Source organism: Azospirillum sp. CT11-132 (assembly GCF_047302835.1).
Classification (GTDB): Bacteria; Pseudomonadota; Alphaproteobacteria; order Azospirillales; family Azospirillaceae; genus Azospirillum.
On record NZ_JBGLZA010000009.1, the window covers coordinates 336,253 to 359,908 of the forward strand.

Below are 23,656 nucleotides of genomic sequence, written 5' to 3' on the forward strand. Positions count from 1 at the left end.
GCTCCGGCCCCATCGGGGGTGTGCGCCATTCAGGGAGACAGCATGTTCACTGCCGCCAGCTTCCGCGTCGGCGACCGCGTCACGATCCGCAGCGGCCAGTCCATTCCGCAATCCATCGCAACGGTGGAACGCTATAAAGAGGGCGGCCGCTGCATGGTCCTGTCCGACGGCAGCGAATGGCGCGCCGACGGTCGCCGCCAGTGGAGCTTCCGTGGCAGCTACTACAAGGGTCCGGTGGTGGAGCCGTTCGAGGCCGGCGACGACGAGTTCATCGCCCGCCGCCGCGCCATCGGCGCCCTCCGCAAGTTCGGTGATGGCCTGACCATGGATTCGCCGCTGACCACCGAAGCGCTGCAGCGGATTCTGGAAGCGGTGGACCGGGAGAAGGGTGCGGCCGGCAAGCAGGGGTGATCCTTCACCCCGCCAGCGTCATGCCCATTTCCCAGAAATCGGCTTCCAGCCGGCAGGCCTGACGGAAGACGGTCAGCAGACGGGGGAAGCGCGCCTCCGTCATCCCGTCCGCCGCCAGCCGGTCGAGGTTCTCCCGCGCCGCCTGCGCCACCTCCTGATAGGCCTCCCCCGCATATTCCGCGATCCAGACGCGGTAGGGGTTGGACTCGTCCAGCGCGCCGGGCAGCCCGGCCAGCCGGCGGCCGATCTCGGCATAGCCGATGACGCAGGGGCTGAGCGCCACATGCAGGTCGAGCAGGTCGCCGCGCAGGCCGGTTTCCAGCACATAGCGGGTGTAGGCCATCGTCGCCTTGGCCTCCGCCGCCTGTTCCAGCTTGGCGGCCGGCAGGCCCCAGCCGGCGCAAAGGCCGACATGCAGGTCCATCTCCACGTCGAGGATCGCCTTCAGCCCGTTCAGTGACGCCCGCATCTCGCGCAGGTCGCGGCCCTTGTAGATGGCGAGCGCGTAGGCGCGGGCGAAATGGATCAGGAACAGGTAATCCTGCACCAGATAATGCCGGAAGCACGCCTGCGGCAGCGTCCCGTCGCCCATCCCGCGCACGAAGGCGTGGTCGACATAGGCCGACCAGTCCGGCCGGGCCTCGGCGACAAGCCGGTCGAACAGGTCGGGGCTGCGGGTGTGGGCGGTCATGAGCGCGGTCTCCGATGCGGCTGACGGAAGCGGGCCGACACTTTACCCGCTATTCGCCGGCCCGCTATTCGCCAGTTTGCAGCAAGGCCCCGCGCACGCGCGCCTGGTGAAAGGCATAGAGGAACACGGCGATGCCGGCCGCCATGTAGACCACGTTCAGCCCAACCGCCCAGGCCAGATGGTCCCAGCGCAGGACGCCGTCGAACACCAGCGCCCGCATGCCTTCGAACACATGGGCCGACGGCAGGGCCAACGATACCGGCTGCAGCCAGGCCGGCAGGACCGAGACCGGATAATAGACGGCGCTGACCGGGGCCAGCATGAAGACGACGATCCAGGCCAGCCCCTCCGCTCCCATGCCGTAGCGCAGGATCAGCGCGACGATCAGCAGCCCCAGCGACCAGCCCAGCACGATCAGGTTGGCGAAGAAGGCGGCCAAGGGCAGGCCCAGCGCGAAGACCGAATAGCCGAAGAAGGGAATCGCCAGCGCCGCCGCCGGCAGCACGCCGATCAGGGTGCGCAGCAGGCTCATGGTCATCAGCGCCGTCACCCATTCGCCGGGGCGCAAGGGGCTGACGAACAGATGGCCGAGGTTGCGTGACCACATCTCCTCCAGGAAGGAGATGGAGACGCCGAGCTGGCCGCGGAACAGCACGTCCCACAGCAGCACCGCGCTGACCAGCACGCCGGCACCCTGCGCCACCCATCCGCTGCCGCCGCCGTTGGTCGAGGCCATGAACTGGTTGATGTAGCCCCACAGGATCATCTGCATGGTCGGCCAATAGGCCAGCTCCAGAATGCGCGGCCAGGATCCGCGCAGCAAATACCAGTAGCGCAGAACCATGGCGCCGACCCGCCGCAACGAGAAGTCGGCCCTTGGAATGGCATGGGGGATCGCCTCCTCATTCGGCTGCATCGGCGGCCTCCCCGGCCAGGATCCCGCTGTCGGATGCAACGTCGTCGGACGCGCGGGCGATGTCGAGGAAGACCTCCTCCAGCGTCTGGCGGCCATAGCGGGCGACCAGGGCGGAGGGGGCGCCGCGGTCGACGATCCGGCCCTGCCGCATCATCAGCACGCCATCGCACAGCCGCTCCACCTCCAGCATGTTGTGGGAGGCGAGCAGGATGGTGGCGCCGGTGCGAAGGCGGTACCGCTCAAGATATGTCCGGATCCAGTCGGCGGTGTCGGGATCGAGCGAGGCGGTCGGCTCGTCCAGCAGCAGAAGCTCCGGGTCGTTGAGCAAAGCTTTCGCAAGGGAAACGCGGGTTTTCTGCCCCGCCGACAGCCCGCCGGAGGGGCGATCGAGAAAACGCGACAGGTCAAGATGCTCGGCCAATTCTTGGACGCGCTTTTTGACGCATGTCAAACCGTAGAGGTGGGCATAGACGGTAAGGTTCTCCCGCACCGTCAGCCGATGGGGCAGTTCGACGTAGGGGGAGGAGAAGTTCATGCGCGGAAGCACGGCATGCCGGTGGCGCGCCATGTCGACGCCCAGGATCTCCACCGTCCCGGCCGTCGGCAGCAAAAGCCCCAGCAGCATCGAGATGGTCGTCGTCTTGCCCGCCCCGTTGCCGCCGAGAAGGCCGGTGACGCTGCCGCGCGGCACGGTGAAGGTGATGGCGTCGACCGCCGTCACGTCCCGTCCGTCCGGAGCCGGGAAGCGCTTGGTCAATCCGTCGGCCCTTATGGCGGGCGATAAGACAGCGATCTGTTCGGTCATGGGCACAGAATATGGCGGTGTCCGCCGCAACCGCCAGGGGCATGCGCTCCAGATGCATGCAGGCCGGGGGTACGGATCATGGTGAGTTTCGCCAGCGCGCTGACCGCACCGATCCCGGTCGCTTCGCCGCCCCACTGGGCGCAGCCCGACGGCCGCATCACGCTGCGCACGCTGATCCTGATCCGCTGGGTCGCGGTGCTGGGGCAACTGGCCGCGGTGGCCTTCGTCAATCTCGGGCTGGGTTTCCCGCTGCCGCTGGGCCCGGTGCTGGCCGCCATCAGCGCGTCGGCTCTGCTGAACGTGGTGGCGATGGCCCAGCGCGGCGGCCGGCTGCGGCTGGCCGACCGCGACGCCGCGCTGTATCTCAGCTACGACATGCTGCAGCTGACGCTGCTGCTCTATCTGACCGGCGGGTTGAGCAATCCCTTCGCCATCCTGCTGCTGGCGCCGATGACCGTCGGTGCGGCCATCCTGTCGCGTTACAGCACGGTGCTGCTGACCGGGCTGAACCTGATCTGCCTGACCGCGCTCGCCCTCTGGCACTTCCCGTTGCCGTGGGAGGAGCCGGTGCGCTCGATGGCGCCGCTCTATGCCTTCGGCGTCTGGCTGTCGCTGTCGGTGTCGTCGGTCTTCATCGCCGGCTACGTCTTCCGCGTCGCCGCCGAGGCGCGTCGCTTCGCCGACGCGCTCTCCGCCTCGCAGGTGGCGCTCGCCCGCGAACAGCGGCTGGGCGCGCTGGGTGCCCTCGCCGCGGCGGCTGCGCACGAGCTGGGCTCGCCGCTCGGCACCATCGCCGTGGTGGCGAAGGAGCTGGCGCGCGACCTGCCGCCCGACAGCCCCTATGGCGAGGATGTCGAGCTTCTGCAGAGTCAGGTGATGCGCTGCCGCGAGATCCTGGCCGATCTGGCGCGCAAGCCGGAGGCCGATGGCGGCGACCCGTTCGAACGGCTGCCGCTGACCACGCTGATCGAGGCTGCCGCGGCGCCGCATCGTCTCGGCCACATTGACTTCGTCGTGGAACCCCACCCGGTCGGCGAGGCGGAGGAGCCCTTCCTGCGCCGCAGCCCGGAGATCATCCACGGCATCGGCAACTTCATCCAGAACGCCCACCAGTTCGCCCGCCACAAGGTGACGGTCGCCGCCGCCTGGGACGGCCGCGGCGTCACCATCACGGTGATGGACGACGGCCCGGGCTTCCCGCCCCATCTGCTGGGCCGCATCGGCGAGCCGTACCTGTCGGTGCGCGGCGAGCGCTCCGGCCCGAAGGGGCAGACGGGCGGCGGCCATATGGGGCTGGGCATCTTCATCGCGCAGACGCTGCTGGAAAAGACCGGCGCGACCGTGCGCTACACCAACAATCCGCCGGCCGGCACTCCGCCCGCCGACCAGACCGCCGGCGGGCATTCCAACCAGGGCGGAACGGGTGCGCGGATTTCCGTGCGCTGGAAGACCATCAACGCCAAGAAATGAGGTTTCACGGTGGACACCCTCAAAACAACCGATGACCTGCTGTCGGGCGATGCCGTCAAACTGACATTCACTGGCGACGTCACCCGCAGCCTCCTGATCGTCGACGACGACGCCCCCTTCCGCACGCGGCTGGCCCGCGCCATGGAAAAGCGCGGCTTCAACGTCGTCGCGGTCGATTGCGTCCAGCTCGGCATCGAGGTGGCGCAGGAATCCGCCCCCGCCTTCGCGGTGGTCGACCTGCGGCTGGGCGACGGCAACGGGTTGGACGTGGTATCGGCCCTGCGCGACGCCCGCCCCGACGCCCGCGTCGTCATGCTGACCGGCTACGGCAACATCGCCACCGCCGTCGCCGCGGTGAAGGCCGGCGCCGTCGACTACCTGCCCAAGCCGGCCGACGCCGATGCGGTGGAATCGGCGCTGCTGGCCGATGGCCGGCCGCTGCCGCAGCCGCCGGAAAACCCGATGTCGGCCGACCGGGTCCGCTGGGAGCACATCCAGCGAGTCTTCGAACAGTGCGACCGCAACGTCTCCGAGACCGCGCGCCGCCTGAAGATGCACCGCCGCACCCTGCAGCGCATCCTGAACAAGCACGCCCCGCGCGCCTGACGATCCGCGGCTCCGGCCGAGGCTCTTGGTCAGGAAACGCGAACGGCCCGCCCCGGAAGGGAGCGGGCCGTTCGCATGTCCGGCTAACGCATCGGTCAGGCGGTGCGGTCTTCCGTCCGGCAGGTCTTGATGCCCAGCAGCGTGTAGGCCGGGCAGAAGCCGACGACGGCCGTCAGCAGCGGCACCAGCCCGACCAGTCCCCACAGGGTCTGCGGCCCGACGACGGTCAGCGAAATCAGGATCAGCCCGACGATGGCGCGCAGCGCGCGATCCACCGGGCCCATGTTGCGGCAATTCATGGCGGCACCTGTCCGGTATTGAAGCGATGTCCACGGGACCCGCGTCCCGCATCGCACCGGTTTATGCCGTGGCCGGCTTGCCGTCTGTGACGGAGTCACAGGGGGGATCAGCCGGCGTCCGTGTCGAGAACCTTTTCGACGGCAGCCAGTATGGCATCCACATCGCCGGCAGCCGGTTCCGCTTCGATGTCCCCATGTACGATTCTATTGCGCAAACCGGCCAACTCACGCATGCGACGTTCCGTCGCAGGGGCGATGTAGCCGTTCATTGCGAGCGTCTGGATGAGGGAACCGGGGGTGCGCACGGAGTTCGGCTTGCGGTCGGCCTCATTCACCGACTGGACGGCGGCTTCCAGCAGAGCCCAAGCCATAACGAATGCGGGGCGACGATGCCCCAAGGCGCTCAGCGTCCGTGTCTCCTCCAAGCGACGGCGGATGGCGGCGGGTGGTGCCGTCGGAACCGCCACGGCTTGCGCCGATGCGGCGGCCCGGTGGACAACGCTCAACTGCCAATCCGGATGTCCCTCGAACAGCCGCCGGATGTCCTGCAACTGCCAATCGGCGGCGTGGGCCGGATGGCGTTTCACCTCGATGGCGATGTTCTGTCCAGGCTTCCGGGCCAACGCGTCGGGGACGTACGACCCCAGGAAGTACGGCAACAAGGAGGGCTCAGGGGAAATGGTGAAGCTATACCCCTCGGCCTCATAGCGTGCGCGCAGGCCTTCGAGGAATTCCGCCTCGGTCTCTTCCGACCAAGCGTGAGCCGGCATGCTCATTGGACTCTCCTCCAGACCAGATCGTCATCGACGCGAATGTACAGCACCGGCGGCTCGACATCCAATGCAAGGGCCAGACGGTCGCTCGGTGTCCGGAACTCCCAACCGACATCCGGCTCGAATTTCTGGACGGTTACGCGCTCGACCACCCGGTCATCCAAATAGGCGATGCCGATCATCGCATCCATGATCGGCTTGACGATATTGTCGATGTCGCCGGCCATTGGATCGCTGGGAAAATAGTAGATGGAAACGGCAAGGGGGCGATCGTCGAGAAAACCCAGCTCGTAGCTTTCCCTCTGGCGCTCACGGGCGGCGGCAGCAACCCGCTCCTTCCAGGCCTCCCTGTTTCTGGCGCTTTTGCTTCGAAGCGAGGCGGGAACGCCCTGCAGCACGACTTCGAATGGATAAAGCGTGTCACGGTCCTGCATTCGCCTGCGCCGATTGCATGAATGTCATCGTGTGCGTAGACTTACGTCATGCATAAGAGTGAATCAACGCCGAAAAGACGATTATCTCTAAGGAAACGGCAACTTAAGGTATGGGCGCTGAAGCTTCGAGGCGGCCCCTCACCGTTCCTCCGCCAGCGCCAGCAGGGCCGCCGGGTCGAGCACTTGGATGCGGCCGCGCGACAGGGCCACGAAACCGCGGCGCTCGAACTCCTTCAACTGGCGGCTCACCACTTCGCGCGCGGTGCCCAGCTCGACCGCCAGCGCCTGATGGGTGGTGTCCAGCCCGCCGGTCGTGTCGCGGCGGTCGGCCAGGAAGCGGGCGAGGCGCAGGTCGACGCGGCCGAAGGCGACCTCCTCGATCAGCATCATCATGCCGGTCAGCCGGTTGCCGAAGGACGCGAAGACGAAGTCGCGGAAGGCGGCGGAGCGCGCCACCAGTTCGTGGAAGGGGCCGGCCGCCAGCGCCACCGCGTCGATGTCGGTCTCCGCCACCGCCTCGGCGCTGTAGGGCTTATCGGTCAGCAGGCAGGCGGTGGTGACGATGCAGGTCTCGCCGCGGCCGACGCGGTACAGCACGATCTCGCGCCCGGTCTCCGATGCCATCTGCACCCGCACCGCGCCGTCGAGAACCATCAGGAAGGTGTGACATCGGTCGCCGGCGCGGAACAGGACGGTCCCGCGCGGAACGTTCACCCGCCGCCCTGCGTTGCCGAGAAGGGTCGCCGAGTCCTCGTCCAGCTTCGCCAATGTCGGGAAAAGTGCCGGGATTTCCGCCAACCGGCCGGTACGATCGAACGTCATGGAACCTGTCCTTCCGAGTAACCCCCATTATCCCCGGTCCTGCATCGACGGTCCATACCGCACTGCAACAGGGTCAGGAAGGCTACCCACTGCGCGCCCATTGCTCACCTCATGCACTGGATGGCCGATGCAACGGCTGGACTAACACTGCGTTTCAGCCAATCGGACGAACCGCCGAGCCTGCCCGCCGGACAGCATCAGCTGCCCGGAATGGAGGATCGGGCTAACGGATGGTCCTATGGCCGCGCTTCTGGTCGTTACGCGAGGAGGACCCTTTGGCCACCCAGGAACTTCAGGAACAACCCCGACGCAATACCCCTGAGTCTCGGCGGGGCTCCGGTTCCGCCTCCCCCGGCATCTCCTATGATCTGTCGGCCAGCGCCGCCAGTGCGGTGCGCCGGACAACCGGCCTGCTGCGCCGGCACAAGCTGCTGATCGGCACGGTGATCGTGCTCGGCACCGGGCTGGCGGCCCTGGTCGCCTTCCGGATGACGCCGCTCTACACCGCCGAAACCCTCATCATGGTCGAGCACCGCAAGAACACCGTCCTGAATTTCGAGGGCGTGGTGTCCGACATGACCCCCGACATCAGCGCGCTGCAGAGCGAGGTCGCGATCCTGAAGTCGCCGGCCTTCGCCGAAAAAGTGGTGGCGAAGCTGAAGCTGATGAACGATCCGGAGTTCAATTCGGCGCTGCGTCCGCCGCCGCCGGGGTGGCTCGCCGCGCTGAATCCGCGCAACTGGATCCCCGACAGCTGGAAGAGCGGCGGCACCGTGCCGCTGTCGCCGGAGGAGATCGAGCGCAACCAGATGACCTCGGTCGTCAATGCGGTGCTCGACAACACCTCGGTCCGGCCGCAGGGGCGTTCCTATGTCATCGCCGTCAGCTTCGACAGCGAGGACCCGCGCAAGGCGTCGCTGATCACCAACACCATGGCCGACCTTTATCTGGTCGACCAGCTGGACGAGAAGTTCAAGGCGTCCAAGCGCGCCACGCAGTGGCTGGAGGAACGGCTGGCCGACCTGCGCAAGGAGGCGCAGACGACCGGCGACGCGGTGGAGAAGTACCGCACCGAGCATGGCCTGACCACCTCGTCCAACAACGAGAGCACGGTTGTCGGCCAGCAGCTGAGCCAGCTCAACACCGACTATATCCTGGCCCGCACCAAGCGGCAGGAGGCGGAAACCAAGCTGCGTGACGTCACCGCGATGGCGAACTCGCCGCGCGGCGCCTCGGCGGTCGGCGACGTGCTGGGCTCCCCGCTGATCCAGGCATTGCGTGAGCGCGAGGTCGACCTGCAGCGCCAGATCGCCGACGCCACCAACCGCTACGGCGCCAAGCACCCGATGCTCCAGGCCCTGCAGAGCCAGCTGCGCGACCTGCAGAGCCAGATCAAGGCCGATGTCGGCAAGATCGTCGCCAACCTCAGCAACGAGGTCGAACTGGCGAAGGGTCGCGAGCAGGCGCTGAAGGCCAGCCTGGATCAGGCCGAGGCCAAGCAGAACCAGCAGCAGCAGGCGACCGTCGGCCTGCGCACGCTGGAACGCGACGCCAGCACCGCCCAGGCGATGTACGAATCCCTGCTGACCCGCTCGCAGCAGATCGCGGCGCAGACCGATATGCGCCAGCCCGACGCCCGCGTGGTGTCGGAGGCGGCGATCCCGCTCGATCCGTCGCAGCCCAACCGCAAGCTGATCCTGCTGCTGGCGCTGGTGGCGTCGGGCACGCTGGGCGTGCTGCTGGCCATGCTGCGCGAACGCTCCGACGGCGGTTTCCGCAGCCCGCACCAGTTCGAACTGGCGACCGGCGTGCGCAGCCTGGGCATCGTGCCGCGCATCCCGCGCTTCGGCGGCTCGCCAGCCGCCTATGTGGTCGACAAGCCGATCTCCGCCTTCGCGGAATCGATGCAGAACCTGCGCACCTCGCTCCTGCTCGCCAATCCGGACGGGCGGCACCGGGTGATCCTGTTCAGCTCCTCGGTCCCGGGCGAGGGCAAAAGCTCCGTCGCCGCGGCCTTCGCCCGCACCTGCGCCAATGCCGGCCAGCGGACGATCCTGGTCGACTGCGACCTGCGGCGGAAGAGCCTGCACGAGATGCTGGGCCTGTCCAACAACCGTGGCCTGTCGGAGGTTCTGGCCGGCGCCACGGCTCTGGAGGACGCGATCCAGGTCGATCCGCGCACCGGATTGCACGTCATCGTCGCCGGCCATGGCCCGTCGCTGCCGCAGGATGCCCTGGGGTCGTCGGCCATGCACCAGCTGCTGTCGCGCCTGTCGGTCAACTATGACCGCATCGTGCTGGATTCGCCGCCGGTGCTGGCGGTGTCGGAAGGCAAGCTGCTGGCGGCGCTCGCCGACCAGACCGTCTTCATCGTCCGCTGGGGCATGACCAAGCGGGGCACCGCGATGGCCGGCCTGAAGGAGGTGATCGAGGCCGGCGGCGAGGTGGTGGGCGTCCTGTTCAGTCAGGTCGATACCCGCCGCCATGCCCAATACGAGTTCCCGGACAGCGGCCGTTATCACGGCTACCGCCGCTACTACGCGAACTGAGGAAGACCCTTCTCTCCCGCCCCGAAAAGGCGGGAGAGGAGTTTTTGCGCCGTGCAACGTGACGTTTTGAACCACTGAAGAGCCCATGAATGTCCGCTGGACACCGCATCTTCCGGAACATCCGCGCCCTTGCCGCCGCCAAGATGGCGACGATGGCGAGCGGTCTGGTCACCGCCGCCTGGACCGCGCGGGTGCTGGGGCCGGACAGTTTCGGCGTGCTGGGCTTCGGCACCTCGCTGATGGCCTATGCGGCGCTGTTCGTGAACATGGGCCTGTCCACCTATGCCATCCGCGAGATCGCCCGCGATCGCGAGCAGGCGGCCGAGCTGTCGGAGCATGTGCTGACCCTGCGCACCGTCCTGGCTGTGGTGGTGGGCGTCCTCTATGCCGCCTTCATCCTTTCCCTGGATAAGCCAATGGAGGTGAAGGCGGTTCTTCTGGTACAGGCGGTCCAGCTGCTCGGGAACGCCCTGGTGCTCGACTTTGTTTATCAGGCGACCGAGAAGATGGGGGTGATCGCAACACGCGAGATCGGCACCTCCATCGGCTCGATGCTTCTCGTCTTTCTGCTGGTGCGTGGGCCTGAGGACGCCATCACAGCAGCCGCCATCACCGGCGGATCGATCACCGTCAACGCGCTGGTGATGATCGGCCGGTTCCGCCGCGATTTCGGCACGCTGCGCCCGCGGGTCGACCTGAAGGTCTGGCGCGAGATCCTGACGGCGGCGACGCCGATGGCGGTCGGCGTCTTCGCCTGGGCGATCTTCACCCATCTGGACGTGGTCATGCTGGGCTTCCTGGCCCCGCACACCGAGGTCGGCTGGTACAGCGCGGCGGTGAAGATCCAGACCCTGGCCAATCTGGTCGGCAACATCGTGATGAACGCCTTCCTGCCGCAGCTGGCCGCTGCCTATGGCGAGTTGGGGCCGATGCGCGACCGGATGCGCGCCTATGCCTCCGTCATGCTGGCGGTCGGCGGGCTGGTCATCGCCGGCGGCCTCGCCCTGGCGCCGTCCATCCTGGGAACGCTGTTTGGCGATGCCTACGCCCCGGCGACCCTGGCGCTGCGGCTGCTGATGCTGGCCTCGGCGGTGGTCTACGCCAACATGATCCTGGGCAATCCGCTGCTCGTCTGGCACCGGCAGACCGGCTACATGATCGCCATGCTGTCGGGCGGGGCGCTGAACGCCCTGCTGAACATCTGGTGGATCCCGCGCTACGGCATCGAGGGGGCCGCGATGGCGACCTTCACCGCGGAACTTGCCGCCACGGTTGCCATCGCCTGGATCCACCGGCAGACGGTCGGCGAGCTGTATGGCGGGATCGCCGCGAAGGCGTTGCTGTGCGCCGGGGCCGCCGTCGCCGCGGCACTGGCACTCGACCGGTTCGCCACCCCGCTGTTCGACCGGATGCCGGCGCTGGTGGATTTCGTCATCGGCAGCGTGGCGATGGTGGCGGTCTATGCGGCCATGGCGGTGCTGACGGGACTGGTACAGCTGAAACGGTTGCGTCGTCTGACCAGCGCCACGGCCTGAGAGGGGCGGGTCGTGGCAGGGCGGGCGGATGCAACCCTCAATTTCGCAATGCCGGGCCGATCCATGCCGGCAGCTGAAGCAGATTGCGCCTATTGCACCACTTTCGAACGTCTCTGTTGGTGCCTCCAAGCATTCATTTGGCGTCGGCGAGGGTTAGTACTCTTAATACGTCGGTGATCGGCAATCATAGTCTTTTCATCCGACGGTGATTTCTGAAACACTTCGCGCTGCACAACGCCGGTAACGGGGTACTTCATCGTCACGGCGAAGTCACAATAAGAAAACAATTTCGAATTTCGAGGTTTCTCCGTCTGCATCCTTGCCAACAGGGCTGGGCAGTCGGGGCGTCTCCAAACTCTCGGCAACCCGCCGCCGGTGGCGGGGCCTTAGCAAACGGCAGGAGCGACGATGCTTCCCAAGACTTTTTCCGATCGTAACGTCTGCGTCCTCGGGCTCGGCTATGTCGGCCTGACGCTGGCGGTGGCGATGGCGGACGCCGGCTTCCAGGTGCATGGGGTCGAGGTGCGGCAGGACGTGCTCGACAAGCTCGGCCAGGGCAACCCGCACTTCCACGAACCGGGCCTGACGGAGAAGCTGCGCCACGTCATCTCGCGCGGCCGCTTCACCTTCAGCCGCAATCAGGACGATTGCAGCCAGGCCAGCGTCTTCATCATCACGGTCGGCACGCCGCTGAGCAAGGACGGCCGGGTCCGCACCGACATGATCGAGGCGGCGACCCGTCAGGTCGCCAGTTGCCTGCATGACGGCGACCTGGTCATCCTGCGCTCCACCGTGAAGCTGGGCACCACCCGCAACATCGTGGCGCCGATCCTGCGCGCCACCGGCAAGCAGTTCGACATCGCCTTCTGCCCGGAACGCACGCTGGAAGGCCAGGCGCTGCTGGAGTTGAACCAGCTGCCGCAGATCGTCGGGGCAGAGAGCATGGACGTCGCCACCCGCGCCGCCCAGATCTTCGGCTTCCTGACGCCGACCACCGTCAAGGTCTCCACCCTGGAGACGGCGGAGCTGATCAAGCTGGTCGACAACACCTACCGCGACGTCACCTTCGCCTTCTCCAACGAGATCGCCAAGCTGTGCAACGCCATGGAGATCTCGGCGGTCGAGGTGGCGCGCGCCGGCAAGCTGGGTTATCCGCGCACCAACCTGCCGCTGCCCGGCCCGGTCGGCGGTCCCTGCCTGGAGAAGGACCCCCACATCCTGATCGAGGCGGCGCGCGAGGTCGGCGTCGACATGGCGATCACCGCCGCCGGCCGTCTGGTCAACGAAAGCCAGCCGATCGAGGTCGCCGACTTCCTCGGCAAGCTCGCCAATTCGATGCAGGGCTTCCCGCAGGCGCCGACCATCAGCCTGATGGGCCTCGCCTTCAAGGGCCGGCCGGCGACCGACGACCTGCGCGGCACCATGGCCAAGCCGGTGCTGGAGGAGCTGCGCCAGCGCTTCCCCACCGCCCGCCTGCGCGGCTTCGACGCGGTGGTGCGGCCGGACGACATCCGCTCCTTCGGGCTGGAGCCGGCGGCCAACATGGCCGAGGCGGTGTCCGGCGCCAATCTGGCGGTGATCCTGAACAACCACCCGGTCTTCACCTCCATGCCGCTGCCGGATCTGGCCCAGCGGATGGACCGGCCGGGCGTGATCTACGACTTCTGGAACAACTTCAACAGCCGCGATGTCGACCTGCCGGAAGGCACCGCCTACGTGGCTCTCGGCAGCCATGGCGCCGCCCGCTACGCGCACGTGGCCTGACGGCGTCGGGCCGGCCAAAGGGGTTTGGGAAGAGGAATTTGACCGACATGAAACACTATCTCGTCACCGGCGGCAGCGGCTTCATCGGCGCCGCCCTGGTCCACCGGCTGGTCCGTGACGGCCACCGCGTCCGCGTTCTGGACGACAACTCGCGCGGGCACACCGGGCGGCTGGCCGGCGTGCTGGACGATGTCGAATTCGTCCAGGGCGATATCCGCGACGCGGCCGCCGTGCGCGAGGCGGTGCGCGGCGTCGACGGCGTGCTGCATCTGGCCGCCGTCAACGGCACCAAGCATTTCTACGAGAAGCCGGAAGTGGTTCTGGACGTCGGCGTGCGCGGCATGCTGAACGTGCTGGACGCCTGCCGCGCCGACGGCGTGGGCGACCTCGTCGTCGCCTCCTCCTCGGAGGCCTACCAGACCCCGCCGATGGTGCCGACGCCGGAGGAGGTGCCGCTGGTGGTGCCGGACGTTCTGAACGCCCGCTACAGCTACGGCGGCTCCAAGCTGATCTCGGAGTTGCTGGCGATCAACTGGGGCCGCAGCGGCTTCGACCGCGTGGCGATCTTCCGCCCGCACAATGTCTACGGCCCCGACATGGGCTGGGAGCATGTGGTGCCGGAATTCTCCCGCCGGGCGGTGGAGGCGATCGCCGGCCACCCGAGCGGGGCGGTGCCCTTCAAGATCCAGGGTGACGGCCGTCAGACCCGCGCCTTCGTCCACATCGACGACGCCATCGACGGCATCGTGACGGTGATCGACAAGGGCGAGCATCTCGGCATCTACCACATCGGCAACCCGGAGGAGGTCACCATCGCCGACCTCGCCCGCCAGACGGTCGCCTGCCTCGGCCGCGAGGCCCAGGTGATGCCGGGTCCTGCCGCTCCCGGCGGTACCGACCGCCGCAGCCCCGACATCGCCAAGCTGACCGCGCTCGGCTTCACCCCGCGCATCCCGCTCTCCGCCGGCCTGCCCGGCGTGGTCGAGTGGTATGCCGAGCGTGCGCGGGCGGAGTTGGGGCGCATGGGGCAGGCGGCGGAGTAGGGCGTCGTTCGGGGGAGTTGGACCCCCACCTAACCTCCCCCGCTGGGCGGGGGAGGGACTGCCGCCACCCTCCCGAACACGCGCCTGCTCCCTCCCCCGCCCAGCGGGGAGGGTCGGGGTGGGGGCAAGTGATTGTACCTAGACCTCTTCATCAGGAGACGGCCCGCATGGACCGCAACAGCCGTATCTTCGTCGCCGGCCACCGGGGACTCGTCGGGTCCGCCGTTCTGCGGCGGCTGACCGAGGCCGGGCACACCGACCTCGTGATCCGCGACCGGTCGCAGCTCGACCTGACCGATCAGGCGGCGGTGCGCGCCTTCTTCGACCGCGAGGGGATCGAGCATGTGATCCTGGCCGCGGCGAAGGTGGGCGGCATCCTCGCCAACGACCGCTTCGGCGGTGACTTCATCCGCGACAACCTGCTGATCCAGAACAACGTCATCGACGCCGCCTGGCGCGCCGGCGTGAAAAAGCTGCTGTTCCTCGGTTCCTCCTGCCTCTACCCGAAGCATGCGGAACAGCCGATCAAGGAGGAGGCGCTGCTGTCCGGCCCGATGGAGCCGAGCAACAAGCCCTACGCCGTCGCCAAGATCGCCGGCATCACCATGTGCCAGGCCTACCGGCGCCAGTACGGCTTCAACGCCATCTGCGCCATGCCGTCCAACCTGTACGGTCCCGGCGACCATTTCGATCCGGAGACCTCGCACGCGCTGCCGGGAATGATCCGCCGCTTCCACGACGCCAAGCTGGCGGGCGATCCGACCGTCACCCTGTGGGGCACCGGCAAGCCGCGGCGCGAGTTCCTCTATGTCGACGACATGGCGGACGCCTGCCTGCATCTGATGGATCATTACGACAGCGAGGAGATCATCAATGTTGGCCCCGGCGACGACATCGCCATCGCCGACCTCGCCGCCATGATCCGCGACACCGTCGGCTACACCGGCACGCTGACCCACGATCTGAGCAAGCCCGACGGCCATCCGCGCAAGCTGATGGACGTGTCGCGCCTGTTCGCCACCGGCTGGCGCCCGAAGGTGTCGCTGGAGGAGGGGCTGCGCCGCACCTACGACTGGTTCCTGGAGAACGCGGCTCCCGAACGCCTCCAGACCTCCAAGCAGGCAGCGGAGTAAAGCCCGATGCCGGACGATTCCATCCATCTGCGGCCGCCGGTCTTCGACCGGCCGGCGTCCAAGGCATCACCGGGCCCGCAGTCCCTGGCGGACGTGCCCGTGCCGGAAGAGCTGCTGCTCGTGGCGCAGAGCTATTGGCCGGAACCGGCCGGCAGTGCGCCGATGATGACCGACCTCGCCACCGCCTTCGCGGCGGCCGGGGCCGAAACGACCGTGCTGACCGCGCGTCCCAACTATCCCGGCAACAAGGTCTATGACGGCTACGCCGACGGGTCGCAGGACAGCAAGACGGTGGACGGGGTGCTGGTCGAGCGGCTGCACACCATTCCGCCGGCCGGCGGCGGCATGAAGGCCCGGCTGATCCACGAAGGCGTGCTTCATGCCGGCTTCGCCGCCGCCCGTGCCCGCGGCCGGGTCGGGCGGCACAGCGCCGTGCTGTCGCTCTGCCCGTCGATCCTGTCGGTGGGCATCGCCGACCGCTTCAAGGCACCGGGCGGGCGCCACGTCGCCATCGTCCACGACATCCAGTCCGGCCTTGCCGGCGCGCTGGGCATGGGCGGCAAGGCGGCTGTCAAGGCGATCCGCGCCATGGAGCGCCGGGCGCTGAACCGCGCCGACGCCATCGTCGTCCTGTCGGAACCGATGCGCGGCGTGCTGGAGGAGCTGGGCGTCACCCGGCCGATCCATGTGATCCCGCCCCATGTCGATGCCGATGCGGTCTATCCGCTGCCGCGCCGCGACCAGCCGCCGACGGCGCTGTACAGCGGCGCCTTCGCCCGCAAGCAGGGGCTGGAGCAGGTGCTGGATATGGCCGGTCATCTGGCGGAGCTGATGCCGAATGCGCGCATCAAGCTGCGCGGACAGGGCGGCCTGGAGGAGGAGCTGAAATCGCGCGCCCGCGCCATGGGCCTCAGCAACGTGATCTTCCAGCCGCTGGCACCCAAGGACCAGTTGAACGAAGCGATGGCGGAGGGCGACGTCCATCTCGTGCCCCAGCGGCCGGAAGGGGCGGCCTTCGCCATGCCCGGCAAGGCGGTGACCATCCTCGCCGCCGGCCGGCCCTTCGTCAGCACCTGCCTGCCCGGATCGGCGCTCGCCACGCTGGAGGCGCAGGTCGGCGCCTTCCTGTGCACCCCGCCGGAGGAACCGCGCGCCATGGCCGAGGCGGTGGCGGCCCTGCTGTCGGACCCCGCCCGCGCCACCGCCATGGGACGCCGCGGCCGTGCCTGGGTGGAGGCGAACGCCACCCGTGCCGTGGCGCTCGACCGCTACGCCCGCCTTCTGTTGGGAGAGGCAGCATGAAGAAGCCCGCGCTGGTCTTCAGCTGGGAGATGTTCGGCCCCTACCACATGGACCGGCTGGAAGCGGTCGGCCGCCGGCTGGGTCATGTCTATGACGTGATCGGGCTGGAGGTCGGGTCGAAATCGCACACCTACGCCTGGGATTCGACCGGATCGGGTCAGAATTTCCGCAAGATCACCCTGTTCCCCGGCCAGTCGAAGGCCGACCTGTCGACGGCCACGGTGTATCGCGCCCTGCTGCGCGAATGCCGGCGCGTCGACGCCCGCTATGTCTTCCTGTGCCATTACGAGGATCCGGATGTCTTCGCGCTCGCCCTGACCATGCGGCTGATGGGGCGCAAGGTCATCAACATGAACGCCTCCAAATACGACGACAAGCCGCGCATCCTGTGGCGGGAGATGGTCAAGAGCGTCTTCTACTCCCCCTATCAGGCGGGGATCGGCGGAAGTCACCGCACGGTGGATTACTTCCGCCTGTTGGGACTCCCGAAGGATCGGCTCTATATCGGGTATGACACGCTGTCGCTGGACCGCATCCGACGACTGTCCGGGATGGAGCCGGCTCCTGGGGGAGTACCCTTCGCCGACCGCCACTTCACCATCATCGCGCGCTTCGTCCCGAAGAAGAACTTGTTCCGGGCGGTCGAAGCCTACGACATTTACCGGAAGTTGGCCGGTCCGGCCGCCCGTCCGCTCCACCTCTGCGGCTCCGGTCCGCTGGAGGCGGAATTGCGGGCCGAGGTGACGCGGCGCGGGCTGGACGGGTCGATCATCTTCCGCGGCTTCCTGCAGGAGAAGGGGATTGCCGAGACGCTGGGATCGACGCTCTGCCTGCTTCTGCCGTCGCTGGAGGAGCAGTTCGGTCTGGTTGTGAACGAGGCTTTGGCCATGGGTGTGCCGACCATCCTGTCCGACCAGTGCGGCGCGCGCGACGTGCTGATCCGCAGCGGGCTGAACGGCCACATCGTGGAGCCGGACAACCCGGAGGGGCTGGCGCGCTACATGCTGTCGGTCGCGGCGGACGAGGACGAGTGGCGTCGCCTGAGCCTGAACGGCCGACCCTTCCAGGCGTTGGCCGACGCCAGCTTCTTCGCCCAGTCGGTGGAGAAGGCCGTCGTGGCGCTGGGCGGCCCGAAGGCGGAGCGCAGCGCGGACACGGACTATGTGTCCGACTATTCCGCCGATCCGGAGGGTGGCCAGCATGGCCGGTCGACCGGAGCGGCATTGACCGGGAGTTGACGATGGAACGGAACGCGCGCACCCATGTGGTCGTCTCCGGGCGCCTGCCGCCTCCGGTGGACGGGATGAGCCGGGTGACGGCCCTGGTGCTGGAGCGTCTGCAGGACCGCATGCGCGGGCGCGGCCGCGTGGAGGTCGCCGACCTGTCGCCCGGTTGGAACGGTGGTGGTGTCGCCTACCATCTGCGCAAGATGACGCGGGTGTTCGGCGCCATGGGCCGGCTCGCCGCCGGGCTGCGCAAGCCGGACCGCCGCTTCTACATGCCGGTGGATTCCGGCTGGGGCACGCTCTACACCGCCGCGCTCGCCGGGACCGCGCGGCTGTTCGGCTACGAGCAGGTGCTGCACCATCACTCCTTCGCCACCATCAGCAAACCGACCTGGCGGATGCGGCTGCTGACTCGGGTGGCCGGCGCCGGCTGCACCCATGTGCTGCTGTGCCCGGCGATGCAGATGCGCTTCCAGTCGGTCTATCCGGCGGCGCGCACCTGCATGACCATGTCGAACGCCATCTTCTCCACGCCCGGCGCGGCCCAGCGTCCGCGGCGCGACGGCCCCCTGCGCATCGGCCACCTGTCGAACCTGTGCGGCGAGAAGGGGTTGGACACGCTGTTCGCCCTGCTGCGCGCCCTGCAGCTGGAGGGGGTGGACGCCAAGCTGGTGCTGGCCGGACCGGGGCTGAAGCCGAGGGACAATGCGATGGTGGCCGCCGGGCTGATGGCCTTCGACGGGGCGGTCGAGTATCACGGCCCGGTCCATGGCGAGGCCAAGGAGGCCTTCTACCGCGACATCGACGTCTTCGTCTTTCCCACCCAGTACCGCAACGAAGCGCAGCCGCTGGTCCTGTTCGAGGCGATGGCCGCCGGCGTTCCGGTGCTGGCCTACGAGCGCGGCTGCATCGGCTCCGACATTCCGGCCGACGGGCTGGTGCCCCAGAACACCGACTTCGTGAAAGCGGCGCTGCCGATTCTGGCGGCCTGGGCCGACGACCGCGAGGCGCTCGCCGCCGCCTCGGCGCAGACGCTGACCCGTGCGAGAGTCGCCTACGAGACCAGCCGCACCGGCCTGGACCTGCTGCTCGACCGCATCGCCGGCCCGCATCCGACAGCCGCCGCCGCGGCCGTGCCGGCCAAGCGCCGCGTGGCGGGGTAGGGGAGGCCCCCTCTTTCGGCCGTCATTCCCGCGAAGGCGGGAATCCAGGCGTTTCAAGTGCTTGAGTAGGAAACCTGGATCCCCGCCTTCGCGGGGATGACAACTTGTAATAGTGACTGCAATGGCGGCGCGCTACGCCCCGCTTCCCAGCGGCAGAGCCGTCTCGAACTTGATTTCCTTCAGGGCGAAGTTGGAGCGGATGCGGACCTGGAAGGGCAGCTGGAAGACGAACTCCTCCAGGAAGCGGTTGTAATCGGCGATGGCCCGCACCGCGACCCGCAGCAGATAGTCCGCATCCCCCGACACCGCATAGCATTCCAGCACTTCCGGCCGCTTGCGCACCGCGTCGATGAAGAGGGCGGCGGTCTCGGCCGAATGATGGTCCAGCGTCACATGGGCGAAGACGCACTCGCCGACCGATGCCGCCTTGGGATCGACCAGCGCCGTGTAGCGGCGGATCACCCCGGTTTCCTCCAGCGACTTCAGGCGGCGCCAGCAGGAGGACGGCGAGGTGCCGACCCGGTCGGCCAGCTCCTGCACGGTCAGGCGCGAATCCTCCTGCAAAGCGACCAGGATTTTGATGTCGGTTTCCGATAGGGCGGCAGGCAACGGCAAATTTCTCCGGGATGATACAAGCAGGCGGAAAATCCTGCCAAAATCATAGGTGTACCCGCCTCACTTTGAAAGCTATTTCCACGGACTGTCCGGCATACTGATCGCAGAATAAACCAAGGGAGAGACGATCATGGCCGACATGTGGGAAAACCCGATGAAGACCGATGGATTCGAGTTCATCGAATTCACCGCGCCGGACACGGTGGCGCTGGGCCGCCTGTTCGAGCAGCTGGGCTTCACCGCCATCGCCCGCCACCGGTCGAAGGACGTCACGCTCTACCGCCAGGGCGACGTGAACTTCATCGTCAATGCCGAGCCGTCGGGATTCCCGCGCAACTTCGCCGCCCAGCATGGCCCGTCGATCTGCGCCATCGCCTTCCGCGTCGCCGACGCCGCCTTCGCCTACCGCCGCGCCGTCGATCTCGGCGCCTGGGGGATCGAGAACCGCGTCGGCGCGATGGAGTTGAACATCCCCGCCATCAAGGGCATCGGCGATTCGCTGATTTACCTCGTCGACCGCTATGGCGAGCGCGGCAGCATCTACGAGGTCGATTTCGTGCCGCTGCCGGGGGTTGACCAGCATCCGAAGGGCGCCGGCCTGACCTACATCGACCATCTGACCCACAACGTCCACACCGGGCGGATGGAGGAGTGGGCCGACTTCTACACCCGCCTGTTCGGCTTCCGCGAGATTCGTTACTTCGACATCGAGGGCAAGCTGACCGGCCTGCGGTCGAAGGCGATGACCAGCCCCTGCGGCAAGATCCGCATCCCGATCAACGAGTCCGCCGACAACAAGTCGCAGATCGTCGAATATCTGCGCGACTACAAGGGCGAAGGCATCCAGCACGTGGCGCTCGGAACCGACGACATCGTCCACACCGTGGAGACGATGCGCGGCATGGGCACCCCGTTCCAGGACACGCCCGACACCTATTACGAGCGCGTCGACAGCCGCGTGCCCGGCCACAACCAGGACCTGAAGCGCCTGCAGGCCAACCGCATCCTGGTCGACGGCGCCCCGACCGAGGGCCAGGGCCTGCTGCTGCAGATCTTCACCCAGAACGTCATCGGCCCGATCTTCTTCGAGATCATCCAGCGCATCGGCAACGAGGGCTTCGGCGAGGGCAACTTCAAGGCGCTGTTCGAATCCATCGAACTCGACCAGATCCGCCGCGGCGTGCTGAGCGAGAACGCCGCCTGACCGCTGGCAGGCGCGTCCGGCACGCCGGCGACGCCGGGGCTCGGCCGACATGATCCTCCATGCTATAGAGCGGACCGCCGACCGTCAGGCCGGCGGTCCTCCCGCTTATGTCGCCAGTTCGCAAGCATAGAGCCTGCCGCGCTGCTGGTGCAGGTTGATCACCGCCTCGTCGGAGCCGCGGAACACGCCATTGCCGTAGCAGACGTCGTCGCGGCACAGCAGCATGCCCACCATGTGGATGGCCCGCCCGGTCTCGTCCTTATAGTCGAACTGGTCGAGATAGGGCTGGAACATCATCTCCCGCCAGTCGCGGCGGACCAGTTTCTTCCAATCGTCGTCACTGCACCGCGACCGCACCAGCGTGCCGATGCCGCGCCCGCCGCTGTTCCGCTTGGCGATCCAGTCGCCTTCCAGTTTCAGGAAATCCTCCGCCTCTTCGGGCGATTCGAGACAGACGGAGGGGATCAGGTGCCGGCGCAATTCCTCGTACAGGTCCGCTGGCATCGCCTCGCGCATGATCCGCTCATCGGAAAGCACGGCGAGGACGCGCTTGTCATGCACCAGGATCAGCGTGCGGACATCGTTGAAATAGTCGCCGGATTCCATCAGCCGGTCGAGGACGGCGGGTGCGAAGAACAGCAGTTCCGTGCGGTCCATCTGGAAAATCATGCGGTCCAGCACCACGCCCCGGGCAGTCAGGCGCCCGTCACGCAGTTCGATCTCCTCTGGCTTCACCGACAGGAAACGGACGCCGGTCCCTTGCAGATGATCCGACAGGCAGTCGACCTCGCCGCCGGGCTCCTTGCGGTGCACCAGGGCCAGCGTGCTGCCGGGCGTGTAGGGCGCGCACAGATCGTCCCAGAAGTCGCTGTGCCCCTTCGACAGGGCACGGCTGACCATCCAGCCGTTCATGGAATAGCGGGCGCCGATCTCGCAGATCCGCGTCGTGCCGTCACGGTCGAAGATCACGTCCGGCCGGTACCAGCCGACCCGATAGGGCCGCGCTGCGGCCCGGCGCAGGATGTCATCCAATTCCGACGCCAGGGCATAGATGGCGCGGATGCGGTCGTCCGCGACATAGCGCCCGACCACCGCCCGCAAGGCCATGTCGAGCAGGATGGTCAGCCGGCACATGCGGTCGCGGTAGGTGCCGGAGATCGACAGCACCTGATCGGCGCAGTCCTTCGGGTCTAGCAGCGCGCGCAGCGCCGCAGGCGGTTCGGCCATCCATCCGGTGGCAGTCTTTTTGGCCTTCGGCTGGGTCAGGACAGGGTAGGGATGGTTGGTCATGGCAGTCATTCGTTGCGGCCGGGGTCTTCAGGCCCGCCCATGGGCCGCCGCTGCCGGCAGTAAGCCGGAAGATGTGCGCTCGAAGGCGTGCAAGGAGAGACAGGCATGATACGGAAAACGGATTTAATTTTGAAATACGTCTATCACAGATGGCTGTGCGTCGCCAACACGCAAGTTTAAAAGCCGTATCTATGTAGCTTACGCGCTATGGTTGTTTTGAAGACGCGATATATTTTCCATAATTACGCTTATGTGTTTTTGGGCGCCGCAACTTGGCGCCGCCCCTTCACTCCGGATGGGTGTGGGCGTCGAAGCGCTCGCGATCGCTCTTGTCGCTCATGAAGATGGCGAAGGGCCGCAGGGCGTCGGCGTGGTTCAGGGTGATGGCGATCAGCACCACCATCGGGGCGGCCAGCAGCGCGCCGGCGGCTCCCCACAGCCAGCTCCACAGCAGAAGCGCGATCATCACCACCAAGGGCGAGATCGCCAGCTGCTTGCCCTGCATGTGCGGGGCCACGAAGTTGCCCATCACCTGCTCGATCACCAGCAGGCCGGCGGCGACGGCCATCGCGGTGCCGGCATCCTGCGTCGCCACGACCAGCAGGACGGGCAGCGCGCCGGCCACCACCGACCCCACCACCGGCACATAGTTCAGCAGGAAGGCCAGGAAGCCCCACAGAAGAACCAGATCGACGCCGAACAGCGACAGCCAGCCGATATAGAGCGCGCCGGTGATCAGACCCAGCATGCTGCTGACCACCAGATAGCGGCGGAACTGCTGGGCGATGGCGGCCACCGCCTCCACCGCCATGCGGCAGCGCTCGCGGCCCAGGGTGATGACGATCTTCTCGCGCCAGACCGGCGCCTCCAGTTGCATCAGCAGCGACAGGAAGACGGTCAGCACCAAGGTCGAGATCGTCTGTCCGGCGGACGCCAGCGCGGTCTTGGCGAATTCGGTGATCGGGTCGACAGGAACCTCGCCCCCTTGCCCGGCCCCCTGCCCGGCCCCTTGGCTGCCTTGCGCCGATGTCAGGTCGGCCTTGGCGCCCTGGAACCAGTGGTTCGCCTTGGCCCACAGCTTGCCCAGCGCTTCGGCATATTGCGGGAAATCCTCCGCCACCCGCTGCGTCACCAGGGCCATGCTGCCGAAGAAGGCGGCGAGGATGACCAGGATCAGCAGCATCGACGCGGTCAGCCCCAGCCAGGACAGGCGGCGTGGCACCCGCCCGCGCACCCAGCGGCCGACCGGCGCCACCGCGATCGCGACGAAGAAGGCGGACACCAGCGGGATCAGGATGGACGCCGCCGCCTGCAGCACCCAGAGCGATGCCGCCGCGGCCAGCACGCCCAGCAGCCAGAGGGCGAGATTGACGCGGTCGATGCGCGCCCCTCCCCGTCCTCCTCCCGGTTCCCGGCCGTCATCCCACCGCCCGCCATCCGTTCCGCCGTCCACGCCCGCCGCCTCCGCCGCTTCGCTCCGCATCGTCGGGATGCTCGTGCTAGACGCGCCACGGGGGCATTCGGTTCCATTCACTCCATGGGCCTTCCCGTCGCGACCAGCTCGAAAGAGCCAAGTCAAAAAATCAAAAAAGATCGGCAATTGAG

22 protein-coding genes are annotated in these 23,656 nt (G+C 67.4%); 12 read left to right on the plus strand and 10 right to left on the minus strand.

Going from position 1 to position 23,656, the window contains the following annotated elements; all coding sequences use genetic code 11:
• The first annotated feature begins 42 nt into the window (after positions 1-42).
• A complete protein-coding gene (locus ACCD06_RS33145; protein WP_136701108.1) occupies positions 43-411 on the plus strand; it encodes a hypothetical protein in 369 nt (122 codons plus the stop codon).
• A gap of 4 nt (positions 412-415) precedes the next feature.
• Here ACCD06_RS33145 and tenA read toward each other — a convergent pair whose 3' ends face one another.
• From tenA to ACCD06_RS33160, 3 genes are all read right to left on the minus strand, one after another.
• Positions 416-1,102: a thiaminase II gene (gene tenA, locus ACCD06_RS33150; RefSeq protein WP_413346632.1), complete on the minus strand. Its 687-nt coding sequence runs from the start codon at positions 1,100-1,102 to the stop codon at positions 416-418.
• Between the two features lie 64 nt (positions 1,103-1,166).
• Positions 1,167-2,018 (minus strand): ABC transporter permease, encoded by an 852-nt coding sequence (locus tag ACCD06_RS33155; protein WP_109157162.1) that lies wholly within the window; start codon positions 2,016-2,018, stop codon positions 1,167-1,169.
• Positions 2,005-2,823, minus strand: a complete 819-nt coding sequence (locus ACCD06_RS33160) for an ABC transporter ATP-binding protein (protein WP_413346635.1) — start codon at positions 2,821-2,823, stop codon at positions 2,005-2,007. Before ACCD06_RS33160 ends, ACCD06_RS33155 begins: the two co-directional genes overlap by 14 nt.
• A gap of 78 nt (positions 2,824-2,901) precedes the next feature.
• On the opposite strand from ACCD06_RS33160, the gene ACCD06_RS33165 reads away from it, so the two are divergent.
• Both ACCD06_RS33165 and ACCD06_RS33170 read left to right on the plus strand, forming a co-directional pair.
• Positions 2,902-4,293, plus strand: coding sequence for an ActS/PrrB/RegB family redox-sensitive histidine kinase (locus ACCD06_RS33165; RefSeq protein WP_413346637.1), 1,392 nt, complete (start codon positions 2,902-2,904; stop codon positions 4,291-4,293).
• 36 nt (positions 4,294-4,329) lie between these two features.
• Entirely contained in the window at positions 4,330-4,899 is a 570-nt protein-coding gene (locus tag ACCD06_RS33170) for an ActR/PrrA/RegA family redox response regulator transcription factor (protein ID WP_044553362.1), read from the plus strand.
• Between the two features lie 95 nt (positions 4,900-4,994).
• Here ACCD06_RS33170 and ACCD06_RS33175 read toward each other — a convergent pair whose 3' ends face one another.
• From ACCD06_RS33175 to ACCD06_RS33190, 4 genes are all read right to left on the minus strand, one after another.
• Complete coding sequence (locus ACCD06_RS33175; protein ID WP_085092153.1) at positions 4,995-5,198, minus strand: DUF2892 domain-containing protein; 204 nt, start codon at positions 5,196-5,198, stop codon at positions 4,995-4,997.
• Positions 5,199-5,305: 107 nt separating this feature from the next.
• Positions 5,306-5,974, minus strand: a complete 669-nt coding sequence (locus ACCD06_RS33180) for a HepT-like ribonuclease domain-containing protein (RefSeq protein ID WP_413346639.1) — start codon at positions 5,972-5,974, stop codon at positions 5,306-5,308.
• On the minus strand, positions 5,971-6,405 hold the full coding sequence (locus ACCD06_RS33185) for a RusA family crossover junction endodeoxyribonuclease (RefSeq protein ID WP_413346641.1): 435 nt from the start codon (positions 6,403-6,405) through the stop codon (positions 5,971-5,973). Before ACCD06_RS33185 ends, ACCD06_RS33180 begins: the two co-directional genes overlap by 4 nt.
• Positions 6,406-6,543: 138 nt before the next feature.
• Complete coding sequence (locus ACCD06_RS33190) at positions 6,544-7,227, minus strand: Crp/Fnr family transcriptional regulator (protein WP_413346643.1); 684 nt, start codon at positions 7,225-7,227, stop codon at positions 6,544-6,546.
• 275 nt (positions 7,228-7,502) lie between these two features.
• Between ACCD06_RS33190 and ACCD06_RS33195 the strand changes: the two genes are divergently transcribed.
• The 8 genes from ACCD06_RS33195 (at position 7,503) to ACCD06_RS33230 (ending at position 18,942) form a co-directional block, all read left to right on the plus strand.
• Positions 7,503-9,776 (plus strand): GumC family protein, encoded by a 2,274-nt coding sequence (locus ACCD06_RS33195; RefSeq protein ID WP_413346645.1) that lies wholly within the window; start codon positions 7,503-7,505, stop codon positions 9,774-9,776.
• An 89-nt stretch (positions 9,777-9,865) separates the two neighbouring features.
• Positions 9,866-11,311 (plus strand): flippase, encoded by a 1,446-nt coding sequence (locus ACCD06_RS33200; RefSeq protein ID WP_413346647.1) that lies wholly within the window; start codon positions 9,866-9,868, stop codon positions 11,309-11,311.
• 408 nt (positions 11,312-11,719) lie between these two features.
• A complete protein-coding gene (locus ACCD06_RS33205; protein ID WP_109157168.1) occupies positions 11,720-13,075 on the plus strand; it encodes a nucleotide sugar dehydrogenase in 1,356 nt (451 codons plus the stop codon).
• A 47-nt stretch (positions 13,076-13,122) separates the two neighbouring features.
• On the plus strand, positions 13,123-14,118 hold the full coding sequence (locus ACCD06_RS33210) for an NAD-dependent epimerase/dehydratase family protein (RefSeq protein WP_413346650.1): 996 nt from the start codon (positions 13,123-13,125) through the stop codon (positions 14,116-14,118).
• Positions 14,119-14,285: 167 nt separating this feature from the next.
• Positions 14,286-15,251, plus strand: coding sequence for a GDP-L-fucose synthase family protein (locus ACCD06_RS33215; protein ID WP_109153925.1), 966 nt, complete (start codon positions 14,286-14,288; stop codon positions 15,249-15,251).
• 6 nt (positions 15,252-15,257) lie between these two features.
• On the plus strand, positions 15,258-16,553 hold the full coding sequence (locus ACCD06_RS33220) for a glycosyltransferase family 4 protein (protein ID WP_109157169.1): 1,296 nt from the start codon (positions 15,258-15,260) through the stop codon (positions 16,551-16,553).
• Positions 16,550-17,791: a glycosyltransferase family 4 protein gene (locus tag ACCD06_RS33225; protein ID WP_109157170.1), complete on the plus strand. Its 1,242-nt coding sequence runs from the start codon at positions 16,550-16,552 to the stop codon at positions 17,789-17,791. The genes ACCD06_RS33220 and ACCD06_RS33225 overlap by 4 nt, the downstream gene beginning before the upstream one ends.
• Positions 17,792-17,793: 2 nt before the next feature.
• Positions 17,794-18,942 carry a glycosyltransferase family 4 protein gene (locus ACCD06_RS33230; protein ID WP_413346654.1) on the plus strand — a complete coding sequence of 383 codons (1,149 nt, stop codon included), beginning with the start codon at positions 17,794-17,796 and terminating at the stop codon, positions 18,940-18,942.
• A gap of 132 nt (positions 18,943-19,074) precedes the next feature.
• Here the strand turns inward: ACCD06_RS33230 and ACCD06_RS33235 are convergent, their stop codons facing one another.
• Positions 19,075-19,551 carry an Lrp/AsnC family transcriptional regulator gene (locus tag ACCD06_RS33235; RefSeq protein WP_413346656.1) on the minus strand — a complete coding sequence of 159 codons (477 nt, stop codon included), beginning with the start codon at positions 19,549-19,551 and terminating at the stop codon, positions 19,075-19,077.
• Positions 19,552-19,687: 136 nt separating this feature from the next.
• Between ACCD06_RS33235 and hppD the strand changes: the two genes are divergently transcribed.
• Positions 19,688-20,761: a 4-hydroxyphenylpyruvate dioxygenase gene (gene hppD, locus ACCD06_RS33240; RefSeq protein ID WP_413346658.1), complete on the plus strand. Its 1,074-nt coding sequence runs from the start codon at positions 19,688-19,690 to the stop codon at positions 20,759-20,761.
• A 105-nt stretch (positions 20,762-20,866) separates the two neighbouring features.
• Here the strand turns inward: hppD and ACCD06_RS33245 are convergent, their stop codons facing one another.
• A complete protein-coding gene (locus ACCD06_RS33245) occupies positions 20,867-22,051 on the minus strand; it encodes a hypothetical protein (protein ID WP_413346660.1) in 1,185 nt (394 codons plus the stop codon).
• Positions 22,052-22,337: 286 nt separating this feature from the next.
• On the minus strand, positions 22,338-23,534 hold the full coding sequence (locus ACCD06_RS33250; RefSeq protein ID WP_413346662.1) for an AI-2E family transporter: 1,197 nt from the start codon (positions 23,532-23,534) through the stop codon (positions 22,338-22,340).
• Positions 23,535-23,656: the final 122 nt, after the last annotated feature.